This window comes from Bradyrhizobium sp. PSBB068 (assembly GCA_016839165.1).
Taxonomy (GTDB): Bacteria; Pseudomonadota; Alphaproteobacteria; order Rhizobiales; family Xanthobacteraceae; genus Bradyrhizobium.
Map to the genome: position 1 here is coordinate 2195157 of CP069300.1, position 19373 is coordinate 2214529.

The following is a 19373-nucleotide window of genomic DNA, read 5'->3' on the forward strand; positions in this document are numbered from 1 at the left end:
GGGAATAAAATATGAGGAACTGGTGCAGCGACGATATACGTCGGCATCGGCTGACGGTTTCAATCGGTCCTCAACATGCAATATGATGGCAGCCATTCGGTACCGAACCGGGGTGTGACGTCGAACCCGGTGCGATGATCGAAACGATCTAAAATCTGCGCGAAGAGGCGAGACGATGGCGACCTCCGACAACAAGTTGGCCGATACGGACGAGAAAATTTTTATCGGCAAGGGCGAGGAGACAGCCTGGCTGACGCTGGCGCTGGCCAACCGGCATGGCCTCGTTACCGGCGCGACCGGAACCGGCAAGACGGTCTCGTTGCAAGTGATGGCCGAGGGATTTGCGCGCGCCGGCGTTCCGGTTTTCGCAGCCGACATCAAGGGCGATCTCTCCGGTATCTCGGAAGTCGGCGAGGCCAAGGACTTTATCCTGAAGCGCGCCAAGGAGATGGGGCTGACCTTCCAGCCAGATCAGTTCTCGACCGTGTTCTGGGACGTGTTCGGCGAGCAGGGCCATCCGGTGCGCGCCACCATCACCGAGATGGGGCCGCTGTTGCTGTCGCGGATGCTCGATCTGAACGACGTGCAGGAGGGCGTGCTCAATGTTGCCTTCCGTGTCGCCGACGAGAATGGCCTCGCGCTGATCGACATGAAGGATCTGCGCGCGCTGCTGGATGCGATCGCGCCCGACGGCAGCAAGAAGGGAGCCGATGAGGGCGAAGATCCGCTGGCGTCGATCCGCAAGGCCGCGCAGAGCTATGGCAACGTGTCCAAGGCCACCGTTGGAACGATCCAGCGCCAGCTGCTGGTGCTCGAGAACCAGGGCGGCGCGAAATTCTTCGGCGAGCCGGCGCTGACGCTGAAGGATTTCATGCGGACCGACCGCGACGGCCGCGGCATGGTTAACATCCTCGTCGCCGACAAGCTGATGCAGAGCCCGCGGCTTTACGCCACGTTCCTGCTCTGGATGCTCTCGGAATTGTTCGAGGAATTGCCGGAGGCCGGCGACCTGCCGAAGCCGAAGCTGGTGTTCTTCTTCGACGAGGCGCACCTTTTGTTCAACGACGCGCCGAAGGCGTTGATGGACAAGATCGAGCAGGTGGTGCGGCTGATCCGCTCCAAGGGCGTCGGCGTCTACTTCGTCACGCAGAATCCGATCGACGTGCCGGACAAGGTGCTGGCGCAGCTCGGCAACCGCGTGCAGCATGCGCTGCGCGCCTTCACGCCGCGCGACCAGAAGGCGGTCGCCGCCGCCGCGCAGACCTTCCGGCCCAATCCGAAGCTCGACACCGCGCGGGTGATCATGGAGCTCGCCAAGGGCGAGGCCCTGGTGTCGTTCCTCGAGGGTGGCGGCACGCCGTCGATGGTCGAGCGGGTCATGGTGCGGCCCCCGTCAGCGCGGATCGGGCCGATCACGCCGGAAGAGCGCAAGGCCATCATGGATGCGAGCCCGGTGAAGGGCAAATACGACACCGCGATCGACGCTGAATCCGCCTACGAGATCATCCAGAAGCGTTTGTCAGGCGCTGCGGCGCCGGCCGCTGGTGGCGGTGGCGGCATCCTCGGCCAGATCGGCGCGATCGCCGCCACGATCTTCGGCACCAAGCGTGGCCGGCTCTCGACCGGACAGGTGATCGCGCGCAACGTCACGCGCTCGGTGACCGACAAGGTGGTCGGCGGCGTGGTCGCAGATCTCGGCAAGTCGGTCGGCGGTTCGGTCGGCGGCTCGATCGGTCGCGCATTGGTGCGCGGCGCGCTCGGCGGAATCCTGCGCAGGTAGCATCGCGACGCTCCAGGCTGGAACGGGCAACCGGCCTTGCCTCGCGCGGCCGGCGCGCTACAACTTGGCATAACGTCCAAACAAAAAGGATATCCGCGATGTCCAACGCCAAGCTGCAGCCCGTCCTCGACCGCATCGATGCCGATTTCGACAACAGTCTCGAGCGGCTGTTCACGCTGCTGCGGATCAAATCGATCTCGGCCGACCCGGCCTTCGCCAAAGACTGCAGGGCGGCTGCCGATCATCTCGCCAAGGATATCGCAACCCTCGGCTTCAAGACCGAGGTGCGGCCGACCGCCGGCCATCCGGCCGTGGTCGGCAAGCTGAACGGCTCGACCGACGGGCGTCCGCACGTGCTGTTCTACGGCCACTATGACGTGCAGCCGGTCGATCCCTTGAATCTCTGGCACCGTCCGCCGTTCGAGCCCGTGGTGACCGACCATGCCGACGGGCGCAAGATCATCGTCGCGCGCGGAGCCGAGGACGACAAGGGTCAGCTGATGACCTTCGTCGAGGCCTGCCGCGCCTGGAAGAATGTCACGGGATCGCTGCCGGTCGACATCACCATCGTCATCGAGGGCGAGGAGGAAATCGGTTCGAAGAATTTCGTGCCGTTCCTCGAGGCGAACAAGGCCGAGCTCAAGGCCGACTTCGCGCTGGTCTGCGACACCGGCATGTGGGACCCCAACACGCCGGCGATCACCACCTCGCTGCGCGGCCTGGTCTATGACGAGGTCAAGATCAAGGCCGCCAATCGCGACCTGCATTCCGGCGTGTTCGGCGGCGGCGCGCAGAACCCGATCCGCGTGCTGACGCGGATCCTCGGCGGCCTGCATGACGACAACGGCCACATCACCATCCCCGGCTTCTATGACGGCGTGAAGGATCTGCCGCCGGATATCCTGGCGCAGTGGAAGCAGCTCAATCTGACGCCGGAAAGTTTCCTCAAGCCGATCGGCCTCTCGGTGCCCGCAGGCGAAAAGGATCGGCTCCTGATCGAGCAGGTCTCCTCGCGGCCGACCTGCGACATCAACGGCATCGTCGGCGGCTATACCGGCGAGGGCTCGAAGACGGTGATCGCGGCCGAGGCGTCGGCGAAGGTCTCGTTCCGCCTCGTCGAGGGACAGGATCCCGAGAAGATCCGCAAGGCGTTCCGGGATTACGTGACGGCGCGCCTGCCCGCCGACTGCAAGGCCGAGTTCATCGATCATTCCGGTGCGCCGGCGATCGCGCTCGACTGGAACATGAAGCCGCTGGCGGCCGCCCGCCGCGCGCTGACCGATGAGTGGGGCAAGGAGGCGCTGCTGATCGGCTCCGGCGCGTCGATCCCGATCGTCGCCGACTTCAAGCGCACGCTCGGCCTCGACAGCGTGCTGATCGGCTTCGGCCTCGACGACGACAACATCCATTCGCCGAACGAGAAGTACGATCTCAAGAGCTACCACAAGGGGATCCGCTCGTGGGCGCGGATCCTGGCGGCCTTCGCCGACGCCAAATAGGCGGGATGCCCCGAACGTAAAAACGCCGCCCGGAATTGGGCGGCGTTTTGATTCAGGTAGTGCAGAGGGTGTTGACGGGCAGCTTACCCCAGGATTGTGAAATTTCAATCACGGTAGCCGGGATTGACCCGGTCGAGCTTGCGCAGCAGCGGCGGCCAGACCAGCTGGGTCGAGCGCAGCTCGGCACGGTCCGGATTGGAGAGCAGCTCGGTGTTCTTGTCGATCGCGAGCTGGTCGACCGGATAGGCGATCGGTCCGAGCGTGCGGGTCGCGACCTGCATCGAGCAGGCGCGCTCCAGATGGTACATCCGCTCGAAGGCGGAGGCGACGGAGCGGCCGACCGTCAGCGTGCCGTGATTGCGCAGCAGCATGTGGTTCTTGGTGCCGAGATCGCGCTGCAGGCGCGGGCGCTCGTCATGGTCGAGCGCGATGCCTTCATAGTCGTGATAGGCGAGATCGTGGGTGACGAGCTGCGCGGTCTGGTTCAGCGGCAGCAGCCCCTCGGGGCCGCTCGACACCGCGGTGCCGTCGATCGTGTGCAGATGAAGCACGCAGCCGGCGTCCTCGCGCACCTCATGGATCGCCGAATGGATGGTGAAGCCGGCCGGGTTGATGCTGTAGTCGCTCTGCGAGAGCTGGTTGCCGTCGAGGTCGACCTTGACGAGGCTCGAGGCGGTGATCTCGTCGAACATCAGCCCGTAAGGGTTGATCAGGAAGTGATGCTCGGGGCCGGGCACGCGGGCCGAGATATGGGTATCGACCAGATCGTCCCAGCCATAGAGCGCCACCAGCCGGTAGCAGGCGGCGAGATTGATCCGCTGCTCCCATTCCGCCGCACTCATGTTCGATGGCACTTCCTTGAGACGCGCTTCCGCTGGCGACATGGCGATTGCTCCATTGATCGTTGTTGCTTGGTTCAAGCCTAGCGCCGTCGCCCTAGCGCAGCAAGGCAGCATACCAGCGTGACAGTCATGTCGGCATGCGGCCCACGATCCGAACGGCGATCGTCGGTGGGCAACCGCGCGATGGATCTTCTGAGATCGTGTCGCGCTACGGCGCCGGGATCGCCAGCAGGCTCGAAATGCTGCGGCCGCGGATGTCGTAGACGCGGGCGAACACGACGTCGTCGCGCTTGATCTCCACCATCACGGGTGCGGCAAGGCCCTTGCAGTAGAACTCGCCGAGCGTCATCGCGAAGTCGGCCGCATTGCTGTCCCAGCCGATCGTGAAGTCGGGGCCGAGCGCGACCTGCGCGGGACGCTGCGGTCCGCAGACCGCGACCTTCCACTTGCGATGCTGCGGCGGCACTTCCTGCCGCTCCGCCAGCTGCTCGCGCAAGCCGTCGGAGGCCTGCTTCAGCGCCAGGCCCCAATAGTCCAGCATGAAGAGATTGTCGGCGGTCCGCACCGTGCCGGCGATGTGGTTGAAGTGGGTGTACTGGTACGGATGCAAACGGATCATCTCGCTGAGCGGCAGCAGCAGGCCGAACGCGAACACCGCGAGCGCCGCCGGCTGCCAGGCGCGGCGGTTCTCGCCGAGCCAGTCCATGCCGCGGGCGAATGCGACGCCGGCGAGCACCGCCATCGGCGGGATCACGAAGATGAAGTGGCGGATTCCGTTGTAGAGCGCCGGCCGCTTCACCATCGCGATCACCAGCGGCAGGGTCGCCGCCAGCGTCAGCATCAGCATGATCGTCTTGCGCTTCGCGGTCACATCGTTGCGCGACAGCGACATGAAGGTGGCGACCACGGCCGCGGTGAGCAGCGCCAGCAGCACTTCGGGAAGCTGCAGCGCGAACAGCGTGGGCAGATAGGACCACGGCATGTCCGGCACCGACACCAGCGCGCCGTCGAACATCTCCTTCCACGGCTTTTCGAAGAAGTGCGAGAAATAGGTCACCGCTTCCAGCGGATGCCCGGGCTCCATGATCGACCACGGCCAGATCAGGCCCATCACGAGATAGCCGAGAGCGAGCCCTGGCAGCAGCACATAGACGACGTGGGCAAAGCGGTGGGTCGCCTCGCGCGCACCCTGCTTGCGGACTTCCTCGATCCAGAGCGGGATGAAGCCGATCACGGCGTAGATCAAAGCGAGGCCGCCAAGCACGCGGCAGCCGATCGCCAAGCCGGCACCCAGGCCCACGATCAGGATCGTGCGCGGCGAGGGGGCCGGATATTCCTCGATCAGGCGCACGAGGCCGAGGATCAGCACCACCATCGCCACGGCGAACGGTGCATCCTTCGGGTTCATGAACATGTGGCCGTAGAAGGTCGGGCACAGCGCCAGCAGCAGCAGCGCCGCCAGCCCCGCCAGCGGGCCGCCGACACGGCGTGCCAGGCGCCAGGTTACGGCGAGCCCGATAACGCCGACAACCGCGCCGAGCAGGCGGCGGGTCTCGAACAATTCGAGCGGAACGACCTTGTGCAGCAGGGCGGCAGCCATATCGAAGCCGCCGCCGTACATATAGAGATTGGCGAACGACAGCGCGCCGGTGTCCTTGAACCCGGACCCGTACATCCGCAGCAGGAGGTCGGCATATTCAGCGTGGGTGTAATCGTCCCAGCCCAGCCCATAATCGCGGAAAGTGAGCCCTGCGACCACGGCGACCACGCCGAGGACGAGGAATGCGAGATCGTCGCAGGTCTTCTCCACGGAGCGCCGCGCAGGCGCCTCGATGGCGGACGTCGTAATCGATGACATAGCTAGTGATACCGGCGTGCCTGTGGCCCAGTTTGGCGCTTTAGGGCCTCATTCCCCGGCATCCATAGCGCAGTTCAGTTTCCGAGTAATTGGGAATTGTGGCGTAATTTCCCAGATGCGTTGCAATAAATTGGCAGCAATTCGTAGCCAGTAAATCTACGGAAGCGGGCGCCGGCGCAGTTGGTGAGGCCCGCGAGGCGGACACCTGTCCGTCGGTTAAGCGGGATTTTAGGGAACTCCGTCTACAATTGGCGGTTGGCGGTGTGGGCAATATGACGGTATCGTGGCGTTGGTGGCCCACACCGATTTTCGGTCGGGTCTCCCGGGGGTTAGTTCGATGAAGGTTGGTCTGTTGGTCGTCGGCGCGGGCCTGGTTGTGGCGGGCTTGGCGGCGGTCGGCTTGGGAATCCCCTACAAGGAATTCAGCGTCGGCGGCACATTGATCACGACAGGCGTGACCGGCGTGTGCACGGGTGCGATCGTGCTGGCGCTTGCCGCGGTGGTTGGGGAACTCCAGGTCATCGCCGCGCGGCTCGAATCCGGTGCCGCGGCTGCCGGGGTCGACGTCCCGTCGCCTGCAACTTCCCCGCGTAATGCCCCCGACGATACGGTGTTCCCTCCGCCGCGGCAAGCGAAGGTCGCTGCACCCCCGCCGGTCCCGTCAGCTACGCCGACGGCCGCGGCGCCGCCGCCCTGGCACGATGAAATCCCTGCACGCGGCGCGCCAGCTGAGGTCGCACCGCCCGTGCCGGGTGCAGCGGCCGCGGACGGCGGCGCGCCGCCGAAGCGGCGCAATCTGTTGTTCTCTTCCTCGCGGAAGGAGCGTGAACGGACCGAGGCACGGGCTGCCGAGCCGCTGACGCCGGATCTGCTGTCGCCGGAGCTGCGTCCAGGTCCTGCCACGGCGGCCGATCCCGCACCGGCAACGTTCGACGATGCGTGGCCGAAGGCGGATCGGCCGAGGCCGGTCGATGTCGCCCCGCGGCGTGGCCCACGGGCGCCATCGACCTTCGGCGAGGCGCAGTCGGCGGCCGTGGCGCCGTCGTCCGGTCATCCGCCGCCGCCGCAGGAACAGCCCCCGGTGACGGTACTCAAATCGGGCGTCGTCGACGGCATGGCCTATTCGCTCTATTCGGACGGATCCATCGAAGCGCAGATGCCGGAGGGCATGATGCGGTTTGCCTCGATCGACGAGCTTCGCTCGCATCTGGAGCAAAGGCCGTAAATCTACGGCAATACTTGCGAACGGCCGGCGCGAAGTCTAGAACACGGCAGTTCTTGTCAGATTTCTTGTAATCCGTTCATATTCGCGAAGTAGTACGCGATTCTGTTGATGTATTGTCGCGCACGGATACTGCGCAACGGCGTGCCGTGCCGCGCCGCGCCGTCGAGAGCACGGGGAAGGTAGAGCCATGTCCGATACGTCAGGCAAAACGCCGGTCGAACTGACCGCCAACATCGTTTCGGCCTATCTCAGCAACAATCCGACGCCGGCCTCGGACATTCCGAACCTGATCGGCCAGGTCCACGCCGCCCTGCTGCGCGTGTCGAGCGGGCGCAGCGATACGCCGAGCGAGCCGGCCAAGCCCGCGGTGTCGATGAAGAAGTCGATCACGCCGGAATATCTGGTGTGTCTCGAGGACGGCAAGCGCTTCAAGTCGCTCAAGCGCCATCTGCGCACCCAGTACAACATGACCCCGGAGCAGTATCGCGACAAATGGGGGCTGCCGGCCGACTATCCGATGGTGGCGCCGAACTACGCGGTGGCGCGCTCTCAGCTCGCCAAGAAGATGGGCCTCGGCCAGCAGGCGCGGAAGCGGAAGTAGCGTCTAAGGCGTTTCCGGTTCACGTGAGGACGGCGCGCCAAGCAAGAAGCTCTACGCGGCTGACGCCAGCGCCTCGCGTGCATCGTTGCGGATGCGATCGACCATCGAGCGCAGCCCGTTGGAGCGCTGCGGCGTCAGATGGTCGCGGAAGCCGAATTCGTCGAACAGCGCGAGCGCGTCGGTGGCGAGGATATGCTGCGGCGTTTGCCCGGAAAACAGCGTCAGCACGATCGCGACCAGGCCGCGCACGATGTGGGCGTCGCTGTCGCCGAGATAGATCAGCCGCGGTTCGCCATTGGCATCGCGCTCGATCCGCTTCGACAGCCAGACCTGGCTGACGCAGCCCTGCACCTTGTTCTCGGCCGAATGCTCCGCCTCCGACAACGGTTCCAGCGTGCGGCCGAGCTCGATGACGTAGCGGTAACGGTCGTCCCACTCGTCCAGCAGCGCAAAATTATCCCTGATTTCGTCGATCGTCGTCATCGTGGCCCGCATCCTGTCCTTAACGGCTTATATAGGAAGGCGGGCCGCGAAAGCGACGAAAATGGAACCGGTTCCGGGTTGTTGGCCGCGTTTTGTTGACGCGAACCGGATGCCACGTCACCCGGAAACGCGCTGGCTTGCATTCACGGCGTCGGCGGCAGGCGGAACTCGATGGTCTGATCGTCCGCGGTCAGCGTGTCGCGCGACATGGTGGCCGAATCGATGTCGTCCCTGTCGATCGAGCCGGTGTGATCGGGCGGCTTCTTGTCGGTGATGATCTGGTAGAGCTTGCGCGCGCCGTCGGTCGCGCGCTGGCCGATCGCGGTCGCGGCCTGGCCGCCGACTTCGCAGGCGGACGGCTGACGCTTGCAGAACTGACCCATGTCGTTGATCGTCGCGGTCGCGGCCGACACCGCGTCCGATGCGCTGATCTGCGGCGTCTTGTCCGCTTCAGGTGTTTTGTCTCTCGGCAGCAGCACGAGCACAAGCCCGAGCCAGAATGCCAAACGCAGCAGGAAGAACATGGCGCGATCCCGGTCGTCTATCTTGTCTTTTGCTTCTTCGCGGTCGATGCCGCTCTTGTCCTCAGGGTTAGCATCGGTCGATAAATCGGAAGTATCTGCATTGAAGCAAATCCGCCGAAAAATCGCGGAAAATTCGCCCGAATTGATTCGCCGTAAATATTCGATTGATGGCGGCTAGTGAGCGCGAGGACACCGGCTGCGCCGCGTCCACCATTTCGAAACCATAGACGGGCGCACCCGGAAACCAGCCGTTCACCATCCCTGACAAATGACCGGTGAATGGCAACCTCGAAGCCTCCCAATGCACGGTGTTTGGCAGCAGGCCACCCCGCCTTAGCGTTCGCTTAAGTTCGCTCTGACACGTTGACCTGCAATCACGAAGGAGGCGTTCCGGCGCGTCTAACTGACGATTGAGCCGAAGCGCGAGTGCTGTGAGTAGTTTGAGTCTGATCCGCGATTGCCTGGATGCGCTGCTGCATCCGTCGGCGCAGTATGATGCGCTGACGCGTGCGCGCCATCGTGCCTTCATGGCGCCGCGGCTGCTCGGCAGCCTAGCGGCGCTGGCGTCGTTCCCTGCCTTTCTGGCGATGCGCGGTGCGCCGTCGGCGATCGAGGTCGCGGCGTTCGCCTGGCTGATCGCGCCTATCCTGCTGTCCTGGTTCCTGTCGCGCACCGGCCGCTACGAGGGCGCGCACGTGCTGTCGTCGCTGGCGCTGGGCGGTCTCGTGATGATGATCGCCGCGACCACCGGCGGCATCGCATCGTTCGCCGCGGTGTGGCTCATCGTGATTCCGATCGAGGCCGCGCTGTCGGCCTCGCGGCGCGTGGTGGCGTTTGCGTTCGCGCTGGCGATGATCTGCGCGGCGTTGCTGAGCGTGCTCGCACATTATCATGTGCTGCCGGCCGTCGATCCGGCGGTCGCCTCGAACAGCACGCTGGTCGGTTTCGGCGTCGTATCGGCGATCTTCTATGCTGCCGGGCTCGCCTTCGGCGCGGAGTCGCTGGCGCGCACCAGCGTGGCGCTGCTGTATGTCGAGGAAGAGCGCTACCGCCTGCTCGCGCATAACATGAGCGACGTGCTGTCGCGGCACAGCCGCAACGGCGCGGTGCGCTTCATTTCGCCTGCCGCCGAGATCATGCTCGGCGTGCCAGCCTCGCGGCTGTCGGGCCACGGCCTGTTCGACCGCGTCCACGTCGCCGATCGGCCGGCCTATCTCACCGCGCTGTCGGACGCCGCGCGGGGCGAGGCGCGCAGCGTCGAGTTCCGGGTGCGCCGCGACGGCGCGCGGGGCGAGGCCGCCGCCGAATTCATCTGGGTCGAGATGCGCTGCCGCGCGCTCGATCAGCCCTCGGCCGATGCCGAAGTCGTCGCCGTGATGCGCGACGTGACCGATCGCAAGGTGCAGGAGCAGGCGCTCGAACAGGCGCGCAATGTGGCCGAGCAGGCCGATGCGTCGAAGACGCGCTTCCTCGCCACCATGAGCCACGAGCTGCGCACCCCGCTCAACGCCATCATCGGCTTCTCGGAGATGATCGCGCAGGAGGACGTGCTCGGGCTCGACGCGGCGCGCCGCAAGGAATACGCCCAGCTGATCAACGACTCCGGCCAGCATCTGCTGTCGGTGGTCAACGGCATCCTCGACATGTCGAAGATGGAATCCGGCAATTTCGAGATTTCGCCGGAACCGTTCGCGCCGCGGCCGGCTTTGCTCAACTGCTGCAATTTGGTGGCGCTGAAGGCGCGCGAGAGCGGCGTCGACCTCGTCACCCGCGTGCCCGACGACCTGCCGATCGTGAACGGCGATCCGCGCGCGTTCAAGCAGATCGTGCTCAATCTGGTTTCCAACGCCATCAAGTTCACCGAGCGCGGCGGCAAGGTGACCGTGTCGGCCGGCATCGAGGGATCGCGGCTATTGCTGCGGGTCTCGGACACCGGCGTCGGCATCGCCGCCGACGATCTCAAGCGGCTCGGCGATCCGTTCTTCCAGGCCGGCAAGACCTATCAGCGCCGCCACGAAGGCACCGGCCTCGGTCTGTCCATCGTCAAGGGGCTGGTCGGCCTGCATCACGGCGACATGAACGTGGAGAGCAAGGTGGGCGAGGGCACCATCGTGTCGGTCGCGCTGCCGCTGGCGTTCACACCGCCGGCTGTCGAGCCGTCCAGCAATGTGTCGACCCTGAAGCCCGCGCTGCGATCCGGACTGCAAGAGCAAACCCATCAGGTGAAGAAGAGTGCCTAGACAGACTTTGGACGATGACGAAACGCCGCGGCGTCGCCGCGGCGCCAAGGCAGTGGCCATCGCGGCTGAGGAGGAGCGCGGCCTAGTGCTGCGACTGCTGCTGCACAGTCCGAAGGACCTCGTCGCGGGCGTGCTGGCAACGTCTGCCATTGTTGCGATTCTGATCAATGCGCTGTTCCTGCAGGCCGGCCGTCATCCGTCGCCGATGTTCGGCGGTTCGGTGGTGACGTTGCCGCCGCCGCCGGCTCCGGTTGCCGCGGTCACGAGCCCGATGCCGCGCCCGCGTCCAGCCGAGGCTGCCGCCCGATCGGTCGAGCCGGCCGGCGTGGAGCCGTCCAGGCCGGTCGACGTGAAGCCGGTGGAGACCAAGCCGGCCGAGACCAGGTCCGTTGAAGCCAAGCCGGAGCCGAAGCCGGTTCCGGTTGAGGCCAAGCAGGCCGATCCGATGGCCAACCTGGTGCTGAAGTCGACCGCCGCGCCGCCGGCGGCCGCACCGGCCCCGGCCGCCGCTCCGTCCAGCGTCATGCGCCCGCCGGCGCCGATCCCGACGCAGCATCTGAGCCCGGCCGGCAAACGCATCGCCTCGGTCCAGCGCACGCTGACCGAATATGGCTACGGCCAGCTCAAGCCGACCGGCACGATCGGCGCCGACACCCAGCACGCGATCGCCAAGTTCGAGCGGGCCCGCAAGCTGCCCGTGACTGGCCAGATGTCCGATCGTCTGGTGCGCGAACTGGGCGCGATGATCGGGCACTCGATCGACTAGTGCTTGTTCTGGCCGGGCTTGAGCCCGGCCATTTCGCATCTGACACATTGACGCGCCGTCAGGCGGCTTCGCCGAGCAGAACGTCCCTGACATCGTCGGAGAACAGCTTCCTGCGGCCGGCCAGCAGCACCCATTCCGGATCGTCGCGATCCGGAGTGGCGCGCGGCATGCCGTGATCGAGCAGGGCCCGTGCGCAGCCCTCCCAATCGCCGCCACTGATCGGCTCATTGCAGGAAGCCCACGCTAGGCTGCCGGAGACGTTGTCGCCGAAGCCGTGCTGCTCGGTCCACTCTGCGCCGTGCTCGAGCAGGAAGCGTGTCAGCCCGGCATTGCCGCGGAACACCGCATGATTGAGCGCCGACGCATCCCAGTCGCCGCCGCGCACCGCGATGGGCCAGCCGAGCTCGACCATCAGCCGCACCGCATCGTCGCCGCCTGCCGCGGCGAGTTCGGGCAGCAACCGCAGCTGCTGGGGTGAAAGCGAAGCCGGGAGATCGGGCCGGCCGGCCTGGATCTGTCGCGCCTCGGTCGCATTGCCGCTGCTGCACGCCGCGACGAACCGCTCGTCGTCGGCGAGCGTCTCCTCGCCGATGCGCTCGCGCAGCAGTTCGGCAACTTCGGTCAGGCCGAACTGCAGCGCGTATCGATAGGCGCTCAATCCGTCCGGTGTCGTGATGCGCGGGTCAGCGCCGGCGTCGAGCAGGGTCGTAATGCATTTTCGCGACCGCCGTCGCCGGATCGCCCACATCAAGGGTGAACCGCAATCGGTCAGTGGCGCGTTGCGGGCGGGCTCGTTCGGGTTGCCGCCGTGCCGCAGCAGCAATTCGAGAGCCGCCACGTTCTCGTCGTCGAGCACCTTGTACATCGCGTTGGTGCCGGCGATCCGCGCGCCATGTTCGAGCAGCACGCCCGTCGTCACGGAACCTTCGAGCGAGTGGTACAGCGATTCATTGTCGTTCGGATTGGCGCCGGCCTCGAGCAACAGCCTGGTCAACCCGAGGTCGTGATTCTGCCCGGCGGCGCCGTACAGGGCCGACAGCGGATTGCTGTCATCGGGTGCGTCGAGCGATCCGGGCGGCCAGCGGCTGCTGATGTGCTGGTCTGGGTCTGCGCCGGCCGCCAGCAGCAGGCGCGCGCAGCGATGCAGCCGCGCCTGAAATTCCGGAATCTGCAGCAGGCTGGAATGCGTGACCGCGACCAGCGGCGGCAGTTTCAGGGGACCGCCGGGTCGGTTGACCCATGCGGGATCGCTGGTCGCGATGCGCTGGATCGTGCTCTCGTCGCCGATGGCGCAGGCGAGATAGGGATCATCGCCGAAAAGGCCGGGATCCTCGCGGAGCATGCGCATTGCGACGCGCGGATTGGCGCGGTCGCTGGTGCCGGCGACATCTGCGGCGTAGACCAGTTGCAGCCATCGCCGCACACGATCGGCCTTGCTCTTGCCTGGCGGCAATTGTGCTTCGACATAGCGCCGCAGGTCCGGCCATGAGGCGAAGCCGAGATCTCGCGCGACGCAGGACTGCGCGTCGTGGAGCCGCAGATCGAGTGCGGCGATCTGCACGTCGCTGCGCCCGGCCGCAGCCGGCAGCGCCTGCCGGAAACGGGCGTAAGCCTCCGGTGCCTGCCGCCGGTACAGGCGGATCAGCTCCTTGGCTTGCTTCTTCAGATGTTCGAGATTCAATCGCGCGGGCGATCGGTTCATGGCAACCTCCGTGCATCATCGCCGATGGTCCACAAAACCGGCTGCACAAAGGCTTGGTTGGCCGCGTATTCGGTGCAAGTGGGTTCGACCCTTCCCGTGGACCCGGGCGCGGCTTGCACCGCAGATGGAAGGATATGAGCGAGGCCTGTATCGGTCAACCCGCCGCTGCGCGACGACATGCGTGACAATTGGACGTGGCCGCGCCGCTGGCCTATAGGTCGGCGCATGCGATTGAAAACCAGTATTTGGGTTGCGGCCTATCTGCGCCGCTGCCAGACCGAAGGCGTGTTCGGTGCGGTCCGCAAGAAGGGTGCGGAAGAGGCCGGCGCCGTGTTCGTCAAGGTGGCGCTGATGGACGGCAACGCGATGCTGTATGCACCGGCGCCGCAGACGGTCTATGACGACAGCCGTCCGGCGGAACGGCTATTCGTGCCGACGGCGCCGCAGCCGGTATCCGAGCCGTCAGTCGAGGAGCGATTGACCAAGGAGCTGCGCTTCGATCCCGATGCCTGGATCGTCGAGACCGAGGACCGCGCGGGGCGGCACTTCCTCGATCTGGCGAAGGGCTAGGACATGATCCGGAAAAGTGTGAAGCGGTTTTCCGGATAGATCATGCCCAAGATGAAAAGCTAAGGCGCGATGATCGCGCCTTAGCTTCCGGATTTCTGGTTGCGGATCGCGGCTGCGCTGCCGGGCTGCACCGACGATCGCGTCTGCGTCGATGCGGCGCGCACGCGATGGCGCTCGTCGTCATAGAGCGCCGAGCGATACTTGGCGCGGGCCACCGCCATGGTCGAGCCGCGCCATGCCGCCAGCATCACCAGCGCCGAGCGCTCGCTGAGGCGATCGTAGAGCCGTGACAGCCGATAGACATAGTTGACCGACGAACCGGCTTCCGGATTGAGGAACATCAGGATGCGCTGGAACGCGGCGCTCGACACGTCGAGCGCCCGCATCGCGCAGGCGAGCGGCTCACCGCCGGGATCGTTGACCACGTCGGCGGCGATCCGTGACGGCAGGATCAGCGCTTCGCCGAGTTCGAGCGTGAAGTTGTCGAGGTCCTCGGCGAACGCCGCCATCTCCAGGATGTGGATCGCGCGCGCGGCGCGGGCTGGCGGAATCCGTGCCGCGGCCTTCAGCGGCGTCTCCTGCAGATTGTGCAGGATCTGCGCGCGCTCGCTGGCGCTGGCGGCAAAGAACATGTCGGAGATTTCGGCGGCATCGTTCGGCCGCATCGCAAGGCTCGCGGCCATCCGCTGTTCGGCCTCGGTCGGGGTCTTCGCCGGCGGCGTGGAGGATGCCGGCGCGGCAATCGGCGCGGCCGCCGGCATCGGCTGATCCGGACCGGCGCGCCGGAGCCCGAGTTTGTCCATGATCGGGGCGGGCGTTGCCGGATAGATCGCTAGCCGCGCGCGGACGGCGGCGCGGGTCGCGTCGTCGACCTCGTCGATCAGGCGCGACGTCAGCTCGACGAACTGGCGCTCTTCATCGGCGGAGTGCGCGCTCGCCTGCACATAGAGGTCGGTCAGGACGCGCAGCAAAGTGGGGCGGATGTCGACGCCCTCACGACGGGAGAGCCTCATCAGCCCATCAAAACCAGGAAATAGCGGAGCTGCGCTCATCTCGGGCGTACGCGACTAGCCAGTAAGATTCGGTTTGAAAAACCCTGTGGCCGCGAGCCTACGCAGGCAGTTTTAAGACGCAGTTAAGGAAAACAAGCCGTGAAGGCGAACGCTCGAATTTGCGCGTGTCCATTAAGGCACAGCGCCATATCCGTAACCGTCCGTATCGGCAGCTTAAGATGTCATTAACCATGCCCGTTCTTAACTCGGCGTGCGCGGGGCAAATCATGTCCGTGCGGGCCAGAGAGAACGGAACATGGGTACCATCGTTGAGTTTCCGGCGGATGCGGCTGCACGGCGGCCGAGCACGGCCGGTGCTGCCGGCGAAGGCATGAGGACCGAAGGCTTGGGGACCGTGCTGATCCTTCCCGTCGTGCGGATCGAACGAACGACGGAGGAGACCGGCGGTGGTCGCGGACCGGAGCAGGGCACTGCGCAGGGGCGCCGTCGCCGCCGTCGCTCCTGATCGCGGATAGCGTGCAATGCCCGCGCCTGTGCAGCGGACCGCCGCTTGGCGGTCATTCCCGGCGCTGATCCTGCTGATCGCGGGCTCGGCGCTCGCGGGCTGCAGCGGCGGCGATTTCGGCCGCACCCGCGCCGATTTCCGCAACGACGACATGCATCGCTGGATGGGCGCAGAGGCGACCGGCAGCATCGGCAAGAACGCCTCGCAATTCCAGCTCACCGAACACGAACGCCAGTTGCGCGATCTCGCCTATCAGTTCGTCGAGCCGCCGCTGTCGCGCCCGGCGTGGAAGAGCGTGTTCGGCGACTACCAGCCGCTGCCCTCGCCCTGGCGGCAGAAGGCGGTGTTCGATCGCACCGCCTATGGTCGCAATTTGATCGACGAGCCGCACCGCTCGTTCGCCTCGCGCTATTCGCTGCTGATCGACCAGGTGCGCGACGACATCACGCGGTTCGAGCCGTTCTTCGCCACCGCGATCCAGGTGATCGAGCTCGACCGCAAGCGCAGTGCCAGCCTCAACATGATCGCCGACGTGTCGCCGCGCGAGCGGGCCGATGCGGTGGCGCGGATGGAAGAGAACACGCTGATTGTGCAGTGGGTCCAGCAGGCCCTGGAACGGCGGATCTCGTCCTATCGCTGGGCGCTGGAGCGTTTGGTGATCCAGGCGCCCGACGGCATGGCCGCCGATGCCGAACGCCAGATCAACGAACTCGCCCGGCTCACCGCCAACGCGCCGCTGGTCTCCGGGCCGGTCACGGGCCAGGCCGTGGTGACCAAGGGCTAGGCGCGCTTCACCTTCTTGATTGCGGACCTGACGCGGCGGCTGTTCGCCTGCCGCGGCAGGCTCGCAATGAATTCCTTCAGCGCATCGGATGGCGGATGGGCCGAGGGGTAGGCGAGGCCGACCTGGCGCGTGACGTCGACATCGATCGCGCGCACCGCGACATCAGGATTGCCGCGCGCCACGCCTTCGGGGACGATCGCGACGCCGACCCCGGCCGCGACCAGTGCCATCGCCCACTCCTCAAATTCTGCGATCGCCACCGGCTTGCGCGGCGGCGCGGTGCGCTTGAAAAGCTCCTGCTGTTCGCAATGGCAACGATCGATCATCGGAACGCCGGCGAAGTCGCTGGTCCGCAGCGTCTCCTTGAGGGTGAGGGGATGCGACGGCGGCAGTGCCGCGACATAGCGCTCGCTCCAGAGCGGGATGAAGTGCTCGCCGGGCACGATCATGGTTCTCGCGACGATCCGCGCGTCGGACTTCTGGCTGGCGCCGACCAGCCGAAGCGCGAGATCGGCGTTGCCGGTCAGCGGCTTCAACAGGGCGATGGTCCGCGCCTGATCGAGCGTCCGCAACAGACCGAGCGTCAGCGTCTGTTTCGTCCGCGGTTTGCGAAACAGGTGTCGCGCCGCGTCCGCCTCGTCGATGATCTTGCGGGCGATGCCGTGGAACTGCGCGGCGGATTCCGTCGGGGCCATGCCCTTCTTGTGCCGGATGAACAGCGTGGTGCCGAGTTCGGCCTCGAGATTGGTGATCGCCGCGGAGATCGACGGCTGCGAGATGAAACAGCGCTTCGCCGCAGCGGTGAGATTGCGCTCGCGGTAGACCGCGGCGAAATAGCGAAGTTCGCGGATATCCATAGTCTGATCCTATCGTATCGATAGAGAGACAATATTTTACCTATGGAAACGCGAGTGGCAAGTCTGCGCAGGTCAGCGGAGGATTTGTCATGCGGATTCATCATCTCAACACCGGCACGATGTGCCCGATCGGACAACGGCTCGTGAACGGCAGCGGCAGCCTCTTCCGGCGGGCGCGAATGGTCTGCCACTGCCTGCTGGTCGAGAGCAATGACGGCCTCGTGCTGGTCGACACCGGTATCGGGCTTGGCGACATCGCAGACCCGCCGCGGCTCGGCCGCAAATGGGTGCGGCAGACCACGCCGCGGCTCGATCCAACCGAGACCGCCGTGCGGCAGGTCAAGGCGCTCGGCTTCTCGCCCGACGAGGTGCGTCACGTGCTGCTGACCCATCTCGATCGCGACCATGCCGGTGGCGTGCCGGACTTTCCGAAGGCCAAGGTGCACGTCCATCGCAAGGAGTACGACATGGCGGTGACCCATCAGGTCACACCGCCCGCGGGACGCTACATCACCACGCAGTGGAAGCACGGGCCGGACTGGGCGATCTACGGCGAAGGCGGCGAGGACTGGTTCGGCTTCGAGGGGGTGCGGGCGCTCGGCGATCACGAGCCTGATATCCTGATGATCCCGCTGCCGGGCCACACGCTTGGCCATTGCGGCATCGCAGTGCGCGACAAGGACAGATGGCTGCTGCACGCTGGCGATGCCTATTTCCACCATGCGCAGCTCGACGCCAGGCCCCGGATCCCGCTCGTGCTCGGCCTGTTCCAGCGCCGGGCCGACATGGATCGCGCGACGCGTATCCGGAACCAGGAGCGGCTGCGCCAGCTGAAGGCGGCGCATGGCTCTGATGTCACGATCGTCAACAGCCACGATCCCGTCGACTACGAGAGCTGCCGCTGCGGCCGGCACACGCCGGCTGCGCGTTAGCGCTTACGGGCTGCAGGCGGTGGTGCCGGTGTAGGCAGCGGCGGCGGGGCCTCCTGCTTGGCCGCAGCCGGCTCGGCCTGCACCTTGCACGATGAGGCCGCGAGCGAGGCCTGCGCCTGGGGCATCAGGCCGGGCTCCGGCGCCAGCGCCTTCAAGAGGATCAGGCCGGTCGAGGTCGGCGAGTCGATGATCAGCCGGTCGGCGGCGGTGACTTCCTCGTCCTCCGGCAGCTCGTTGTGCTGCGCTTCCGTCATCAGGTCGAGCTCGATCACCTTCTTGCCGGCGGAGCGGTCGTTGATCGCGTAATAGGCGACCTCGTTGCGGGTGTAGAACGACACCGACGTATAGGCCTGGCTGACCGGCACGGTGAGCTTGAGCGGCCCGGTCGAGAGATCGTAGCGGCAGATCGCGACTGCGAAGGCCGGATCCATCAGCGGCATCGGCGAGTGGCTGGGGTCGGCCAGCGGCAGCTGGGTCACCTCGTTGAGCTTGGTCATCGGCGTCAGCCGCGAATAAGCGTCCTGCGAGGCGATCCGCGGCAGCGCCAGCACGCTGACGAGATGCACCACGCCGCCGAGCAGCACGCCTGCGAGGATCGTGAGCAGCACGCGGATCATGGGCAGCCCGTCGTCGTGATCGCGGGCATCGGCGCGTCGCGCTGGGTGCGGGTCGCGACCCCGACCGGCGTGTCGTAGAGCCGCAGCATCAGCGCGTAGCGTTCGATGCCGCCGGTCGGCAGCCAGTTGCCGGCGCGCGAGCGCGAGGCGATATGGATCTCGAACGTGCCGTCGGAGGCGCGCATGATCTCCTGGCTGGTGAAGCCGTAGCGTTGCAGCGAGTTCGCGACGAGGTGGCCCTTGCGGTCGAACAGCGTCAGCGTCCAGAACCGCGCCGCCGGCGTCACGCCGCTGACGACGACGTCGCAGCGGCCGTCGAGCGGCTTGTTCTTGTCGTCCGAGGTCGCCGAGAATGCGATGCCGTCGCCGGTGCCGATCGGCAGCTCGCCGCTGCGCGCGATGGTGGCGCGCGAATAGGGGTCGACGTCGGAGGTGCCGCTTTTCGGCCGCGCGGTCCAGGCGCCGATCTTCAGCGTGCCGAGATCGGTGCCGCGCGTCGCAGTCGCGTAGGTCAGCCCGAGGCCGACGGCGGTGGCGATGACGAGCGCCAGCAGGGTGGTGAGGAGGAGCCGCAC

19 protein-coding genes are annotated in these 19373 nt (G+C 66.1%); 10 read left to right on the forward strand and 9 right to left on the reverse strand.

All coding sequences use genetic code 11. The features are described 5' to 3' along the window. The first annotated feature begins 175 nt into the window (after window positions 1-175). Both JQ507_10160 and JQ507_10165 read left to right on the forward strand, forming a co-directional pair. On the forward strand, window positions 176-1780 hold the full coding sequence (locus JQ507_10160; protein ID QRI71805.1) for a DUF853 family protein: 1605 nt from the start codon (window positions 176-178) through the stop codon (window positions 1778-1780). A 98-nt stretch (window positions 1781-1878) separates the two neighbouring features. Beyond that, the gene (locus tag JQ507_10165) at window positions 1879-3279 is read left to right on the forward strand and encodes a M20/M25/M40 family metallo-hydrolase (GenBank protein ID QRI71806.1); all 1401 of its coding nucleotides are present in this window, start codon (window positions 1879-1881) and stop codon (window positions 3277-3279) included. Between the two features lie 104 nt (window positions 3280-3383). On the opposite strand, the gene JQ507_10170 is transcribed toward JQ507_10165, so the two are convergent. After that, window positions 3384-4163, reverse strand: coding sequence for a class II aldolase/adducin family protein (locus JQ507_10170; protein ID QRI71807.1), 780 nt, complete (start codon window positions 4161-4163; stop codon window positions 3384-3386). 166 nt (window positions 4164-4329) lie between these two features. Continuing rightward, on the reverse strand, window positions 4330-5979 hold the full coding sequence (locus tag JQ507_10175) for a glycosyltransferase family 39 protein (GenBank protein QRI71808.1): 1650 nt from the start codon (window positions 5977-5979) through the stop codon (window positions 4330-4332). Window positions 5980-6316: 337 nt separating this feature from the next. Between JQ507_10175 and JQ507_10180 the strand changes: the two genes are divergently transcribed. Continuing rightward, on the forward strand, window positions 6317-7204 hold the full coding sequence (locus JQ507_10180) for a DUF308 domain-containing protein (GenBank protein ID QRI71809.1): 888 nt from the start codon (window positions 6317-6319) through the stop codon (window positions 7202-7204). A 187-nt stretch (window positions 7205-7391) separates the two neighbouring features. Next, window positions 7392-7805 (forward strand): MucR family transcriptional regulator, encoded by a 414-nt coding sequence (locus tag JQ507_10185; protein QRI71810.1) that lies wholly within the window; start codon window positions 7392-7394, stop codon window positions 7803-7805. Window positions 7806-7856: 51 nt separating this feature from the next. Here the strand turns inward: JQ507_10185 and JQ507_10190 are convergent, their stop codons facing one another. Continuing rightward, entirely contained in the window at window positions 7857-8288 is a 432-nt protein-coding gene (locus tag JQ507_10190; protein ID QRI71811.1) for a SufE family protein, read from the reverse strand. A 143-nt stretch (window positions 8289-8431) separates the two neighbouring features. After that, a complete protein-coding gene (locus tag JQ507_10195; protein ID QRI71812.1) occupies window positions 8432-8812 on the reverse strand; it encodes a DUF5330 domain-containing protein in 381 nt (126 codons plus the stop codon). 431 nt (window positions 8813-9243) lie between these two features. On the opposite strand from JQ507_10195, the gene JQ507_10200 reads away from it, so the two are divergent. Further along, a complete protein-coding gene (locus tag JQ507_10200; GenBank protein ID QRI71813.1) occupies window positions 9244-11052 on the forward strand; it encodes a PAS domain S-box protein in 1809 nt (602 codons plus the stop codon). A 7-nt stretch (window positions 11053-11059) separates the two neighbouring features. Continuing rightward, a complete protein-coding gene (locus JQ507_10205; protein ID QRI73277.1) occupies window positions 11060-11818 on the forward strand; it encodes a peptidoglycan-binding protein in 759 nt (252 codons plus the stop codon). A gap of 58 nt (window positions 11819-11876) precedes the next feature. Here JQ507_10205 and JQ507_10210 read toward each other — a convergent pair whose 3' ends face one another. After that, on the reverse strand, window positions 11877-13520 hold the full coding sequence (locus JQ507_10210) for an ankyrin repeat domain-containing protein (GenBank protein ID QRI71814.1): 1644 nt from the start codon (window positions 13518-13520) through the stop codon (window positions 11877-11879). 225 nt (window positions 13521-13745) lie between these two features. Here JQ507_10210 and JQ507_10215 point away from each other — a divergent pair, with 225 nt between their 5' ends. Beyond that, on the forward strand, window positions 13746-14090 hold the full coding sequence (locus tag JQ507_10215; protein QRI71815.1) for a DUF1491 family protein: 345 nt from the start codon (window positions 13746-13748) through the stop codon (window positions 14088-14090). A gap of 80 nt (window positions 14091-14170) precedes the next feature. Here JQ507_10215 and JQ507_10220 read toward each other — a convergent pair whose 3' ends face one another. After that, window positions 14171-15142 carry a DUF2336 domain-containing protein gene (locus JQ507_10220; GenBank protein QRI71816.1) on the reverse strand — a complete coding sequence of 324 codons (972 nt, stop codon included), beginning with the start codon at window positions 15140-15142 and terminating at the stop codon, window positions 14171-14173. A gap of 256 nt (window positions 15143-15398) precedes the next feature. Between JQ507_10220 and JQ507_10225 the strand changes: the two genes are divergently transcribed. Together JQ507_10225 and JQ507_10230 are read left to right on the forward strand one after the other, a co-directional pair. Then, window positions 15399-15608 carry a hypothetical protein gene (locus JQ507_10225; protein ID QRI71817.1) on the forward strand — a complete coding sequence of 70 codons (210 nt, stop codon included), beginning with the start codon at window positions 15399-15401 and terminating at the stop codon, window positions 15606-15608. 16 nt (window positions 15609-15624) lie between these two features. Then, on the forward strand, window positions 15625-16392 hold the full coding sequence (locus JQ507_10230) for a hypothetical protein (GenBank protein QRI71818.1): 768 nt from the start codon (window positions 15625-15627) through the stop codon (window positions 16390-16392). On the opposite strand, the gene JQ507_10235 is transcribed toward JQ507_10230, so the two are convergent. After that, entirely contained in the window at window positions 16389-17249 is an 861-nt protein-coding gene (locus JQ507_10235) for a LysR family transcriptional regulator (protein ID QRI71819.1), read from the reverse strand. The genes JQ507_10230 and JQ507_10235 overlap by 4 nt on opposite strands. An 89-nt stretch (window positions 17250-17338) precedes the next feature. Here JQ507_10235 and JQ507_10240 point away from each other — a divergent pair, with 89 nt between their 5' ends. Further along, window positions 17339-18181, forward strand: a complete 843-nt coding sequence (locus JQ507_10240) for an MBL fold metallo-hydrolase (GenBank protein QRI71820.1) — start codon at window positions 17339-17341, stop codon at window positions 18179-18181. Here the strand turns inward: JQ507_10240 and JQ507_10245 are convergent. Together JQ507_10245 and JQ507_10250 are read right to left on the reverse strand one after the other, a co-directional pair. After that, on the reverse strand, window positions 18178-18798 hold the full coding sequence (locus tag JQ507_10245; GenBank protein ID QRI71821.1) for a DUF1254 domain-containing protein: 621 nt from the start codon (window positions 18796-18798) through the stop codon (window positions 18178-18180). The genes JQ507_10240 and JQ507_10245 overlap by 4 nt on opposite strands. Continuing rightward, entirely contained in the window at window positions 18795-19373 is a 579-nt protein-coding gene (locus tag JQ507_10250; GenBank protein QRI71822.1) for a DUF1214 domain-containing protein, read from the reverse strand. The genes JQ507_10245 and JQ507_10250 overlap by 4 nt, the downstream gene beginning before the upstream one ends.

Excerpts from the sequence above, each read along its gene's own strand:
- JQ507_10160 (QRI71805.1), top strand. The coding sequence starts at position 176 with ATGGCGACCTCCGACAACAAGTTGGCCGATACGGACGAGAAAATTTTT.
- JQ507_10165 (QRI71806.1), top strand. The coding sequence starts at position 1,879 with ATGTCCAACGCCAAGCTGCAGCCCGTCCTCGACCGCATCGATGCCGAT.
- JQ507_10170 (QRI71807.1), bottom strand. The coding sequence starts at position 4,163 with ATGTCGCCAGCGGAAGCGCGTCTCAAGGAAGTGCCATCGAACATGAGT.
- JQ507_10175 (QRI71808.1), bottom strand. The coding sequence starts at position 5,979 with ATGTCATCGATTACGACGTCCGCCATCGAGGCGCCTGCGCGGCGCTCC.
- JQ507_10180 (QRI71809.1), top strand. The coding sequence starts at position 6,317 with ATGAAGGTTGGTCTGTTGGTCGTCGGCGCGGGCCTGGTTGTGGCGGGC.
- JQ507_10185 (QRI71810.1), top strand. The coding sequence starts at position 7,392 with ATGTCCGATACGTCAGGCAAAACGCCGGTCGAACTGACCGCCAACATC.
- JQ507_10190 (QRI71811.1), bottom strand. The coding sequence starts at position 8,288 with ATGACGACGATCGACGAAATCAGGGATAATTTTGCGCTGCTGGACGAG.
- JQ507_10195 (QRI71812.1), bottom strand. The coding sequence starts at position 8,812 with ATGTTCTTCCTGCTGCGTTTGGCATTCTGGCTCGGGCTTGTGCTCGTG.
- JQ507_10210 (QRI71814.1), bottom strand. The coding sequence starts at position 13,520 with ATGAACCGATCGCCCGCGCGATTGAATCTCGAACATCTGAAGAAGCAA.
- JQ507_10215 (QRI71815.1), top strand. The coding sequence starts at position 13,746 with ATGCGATTGAAAACCAGTATTTGGGTTGCGGCCTATCTGCGCCGCTGC.
- JQ507_10220 (QRI71816.1), bottom strand. The coding sequence starts at position 15,142 with ATGAGCGCAGCTCCGCTATTTCCTGGTTTTGATGGGCTGATGAGGCTC.
- JQ507_10225 (QRI71817.1), top strand. The coding sequence starts at position 15,399 with ATGGGTACCATCGTTGAGTTTCCGGCGGATGCGGCTGCACGGCGGCCG.
- JQ507_10230 (QRI71818.1), top strand. The coding sequence starts at position 15,625 with ATGCCCGCGCCTGTGCAGCGGACCGCCGCTTGGCGGTCATTCCCGGCG.
- JQ507_10235 (QRI71819.1), bottom strand. The coding sequence starts at position 17,249 with ATGGATATCCGCGAACTTCGCTATTTCGCCGCGGTCTACCGCGAGCGC.
- JQ507_10240 (QRI71820.1), top strand. The coding sequence starts at position 17,339 with ATGCGGATTCATCATCTCAACACCGGCACGATGTGCCCGATCGGACAA.
- JQ507_10245 (QRI71821.1), bottom strand. The coding sequence starts at position 18,798 with ATGATCCGCGTGCTGCTCACGATCCTCGCAGGCGTGCTGCTCGGCGGC.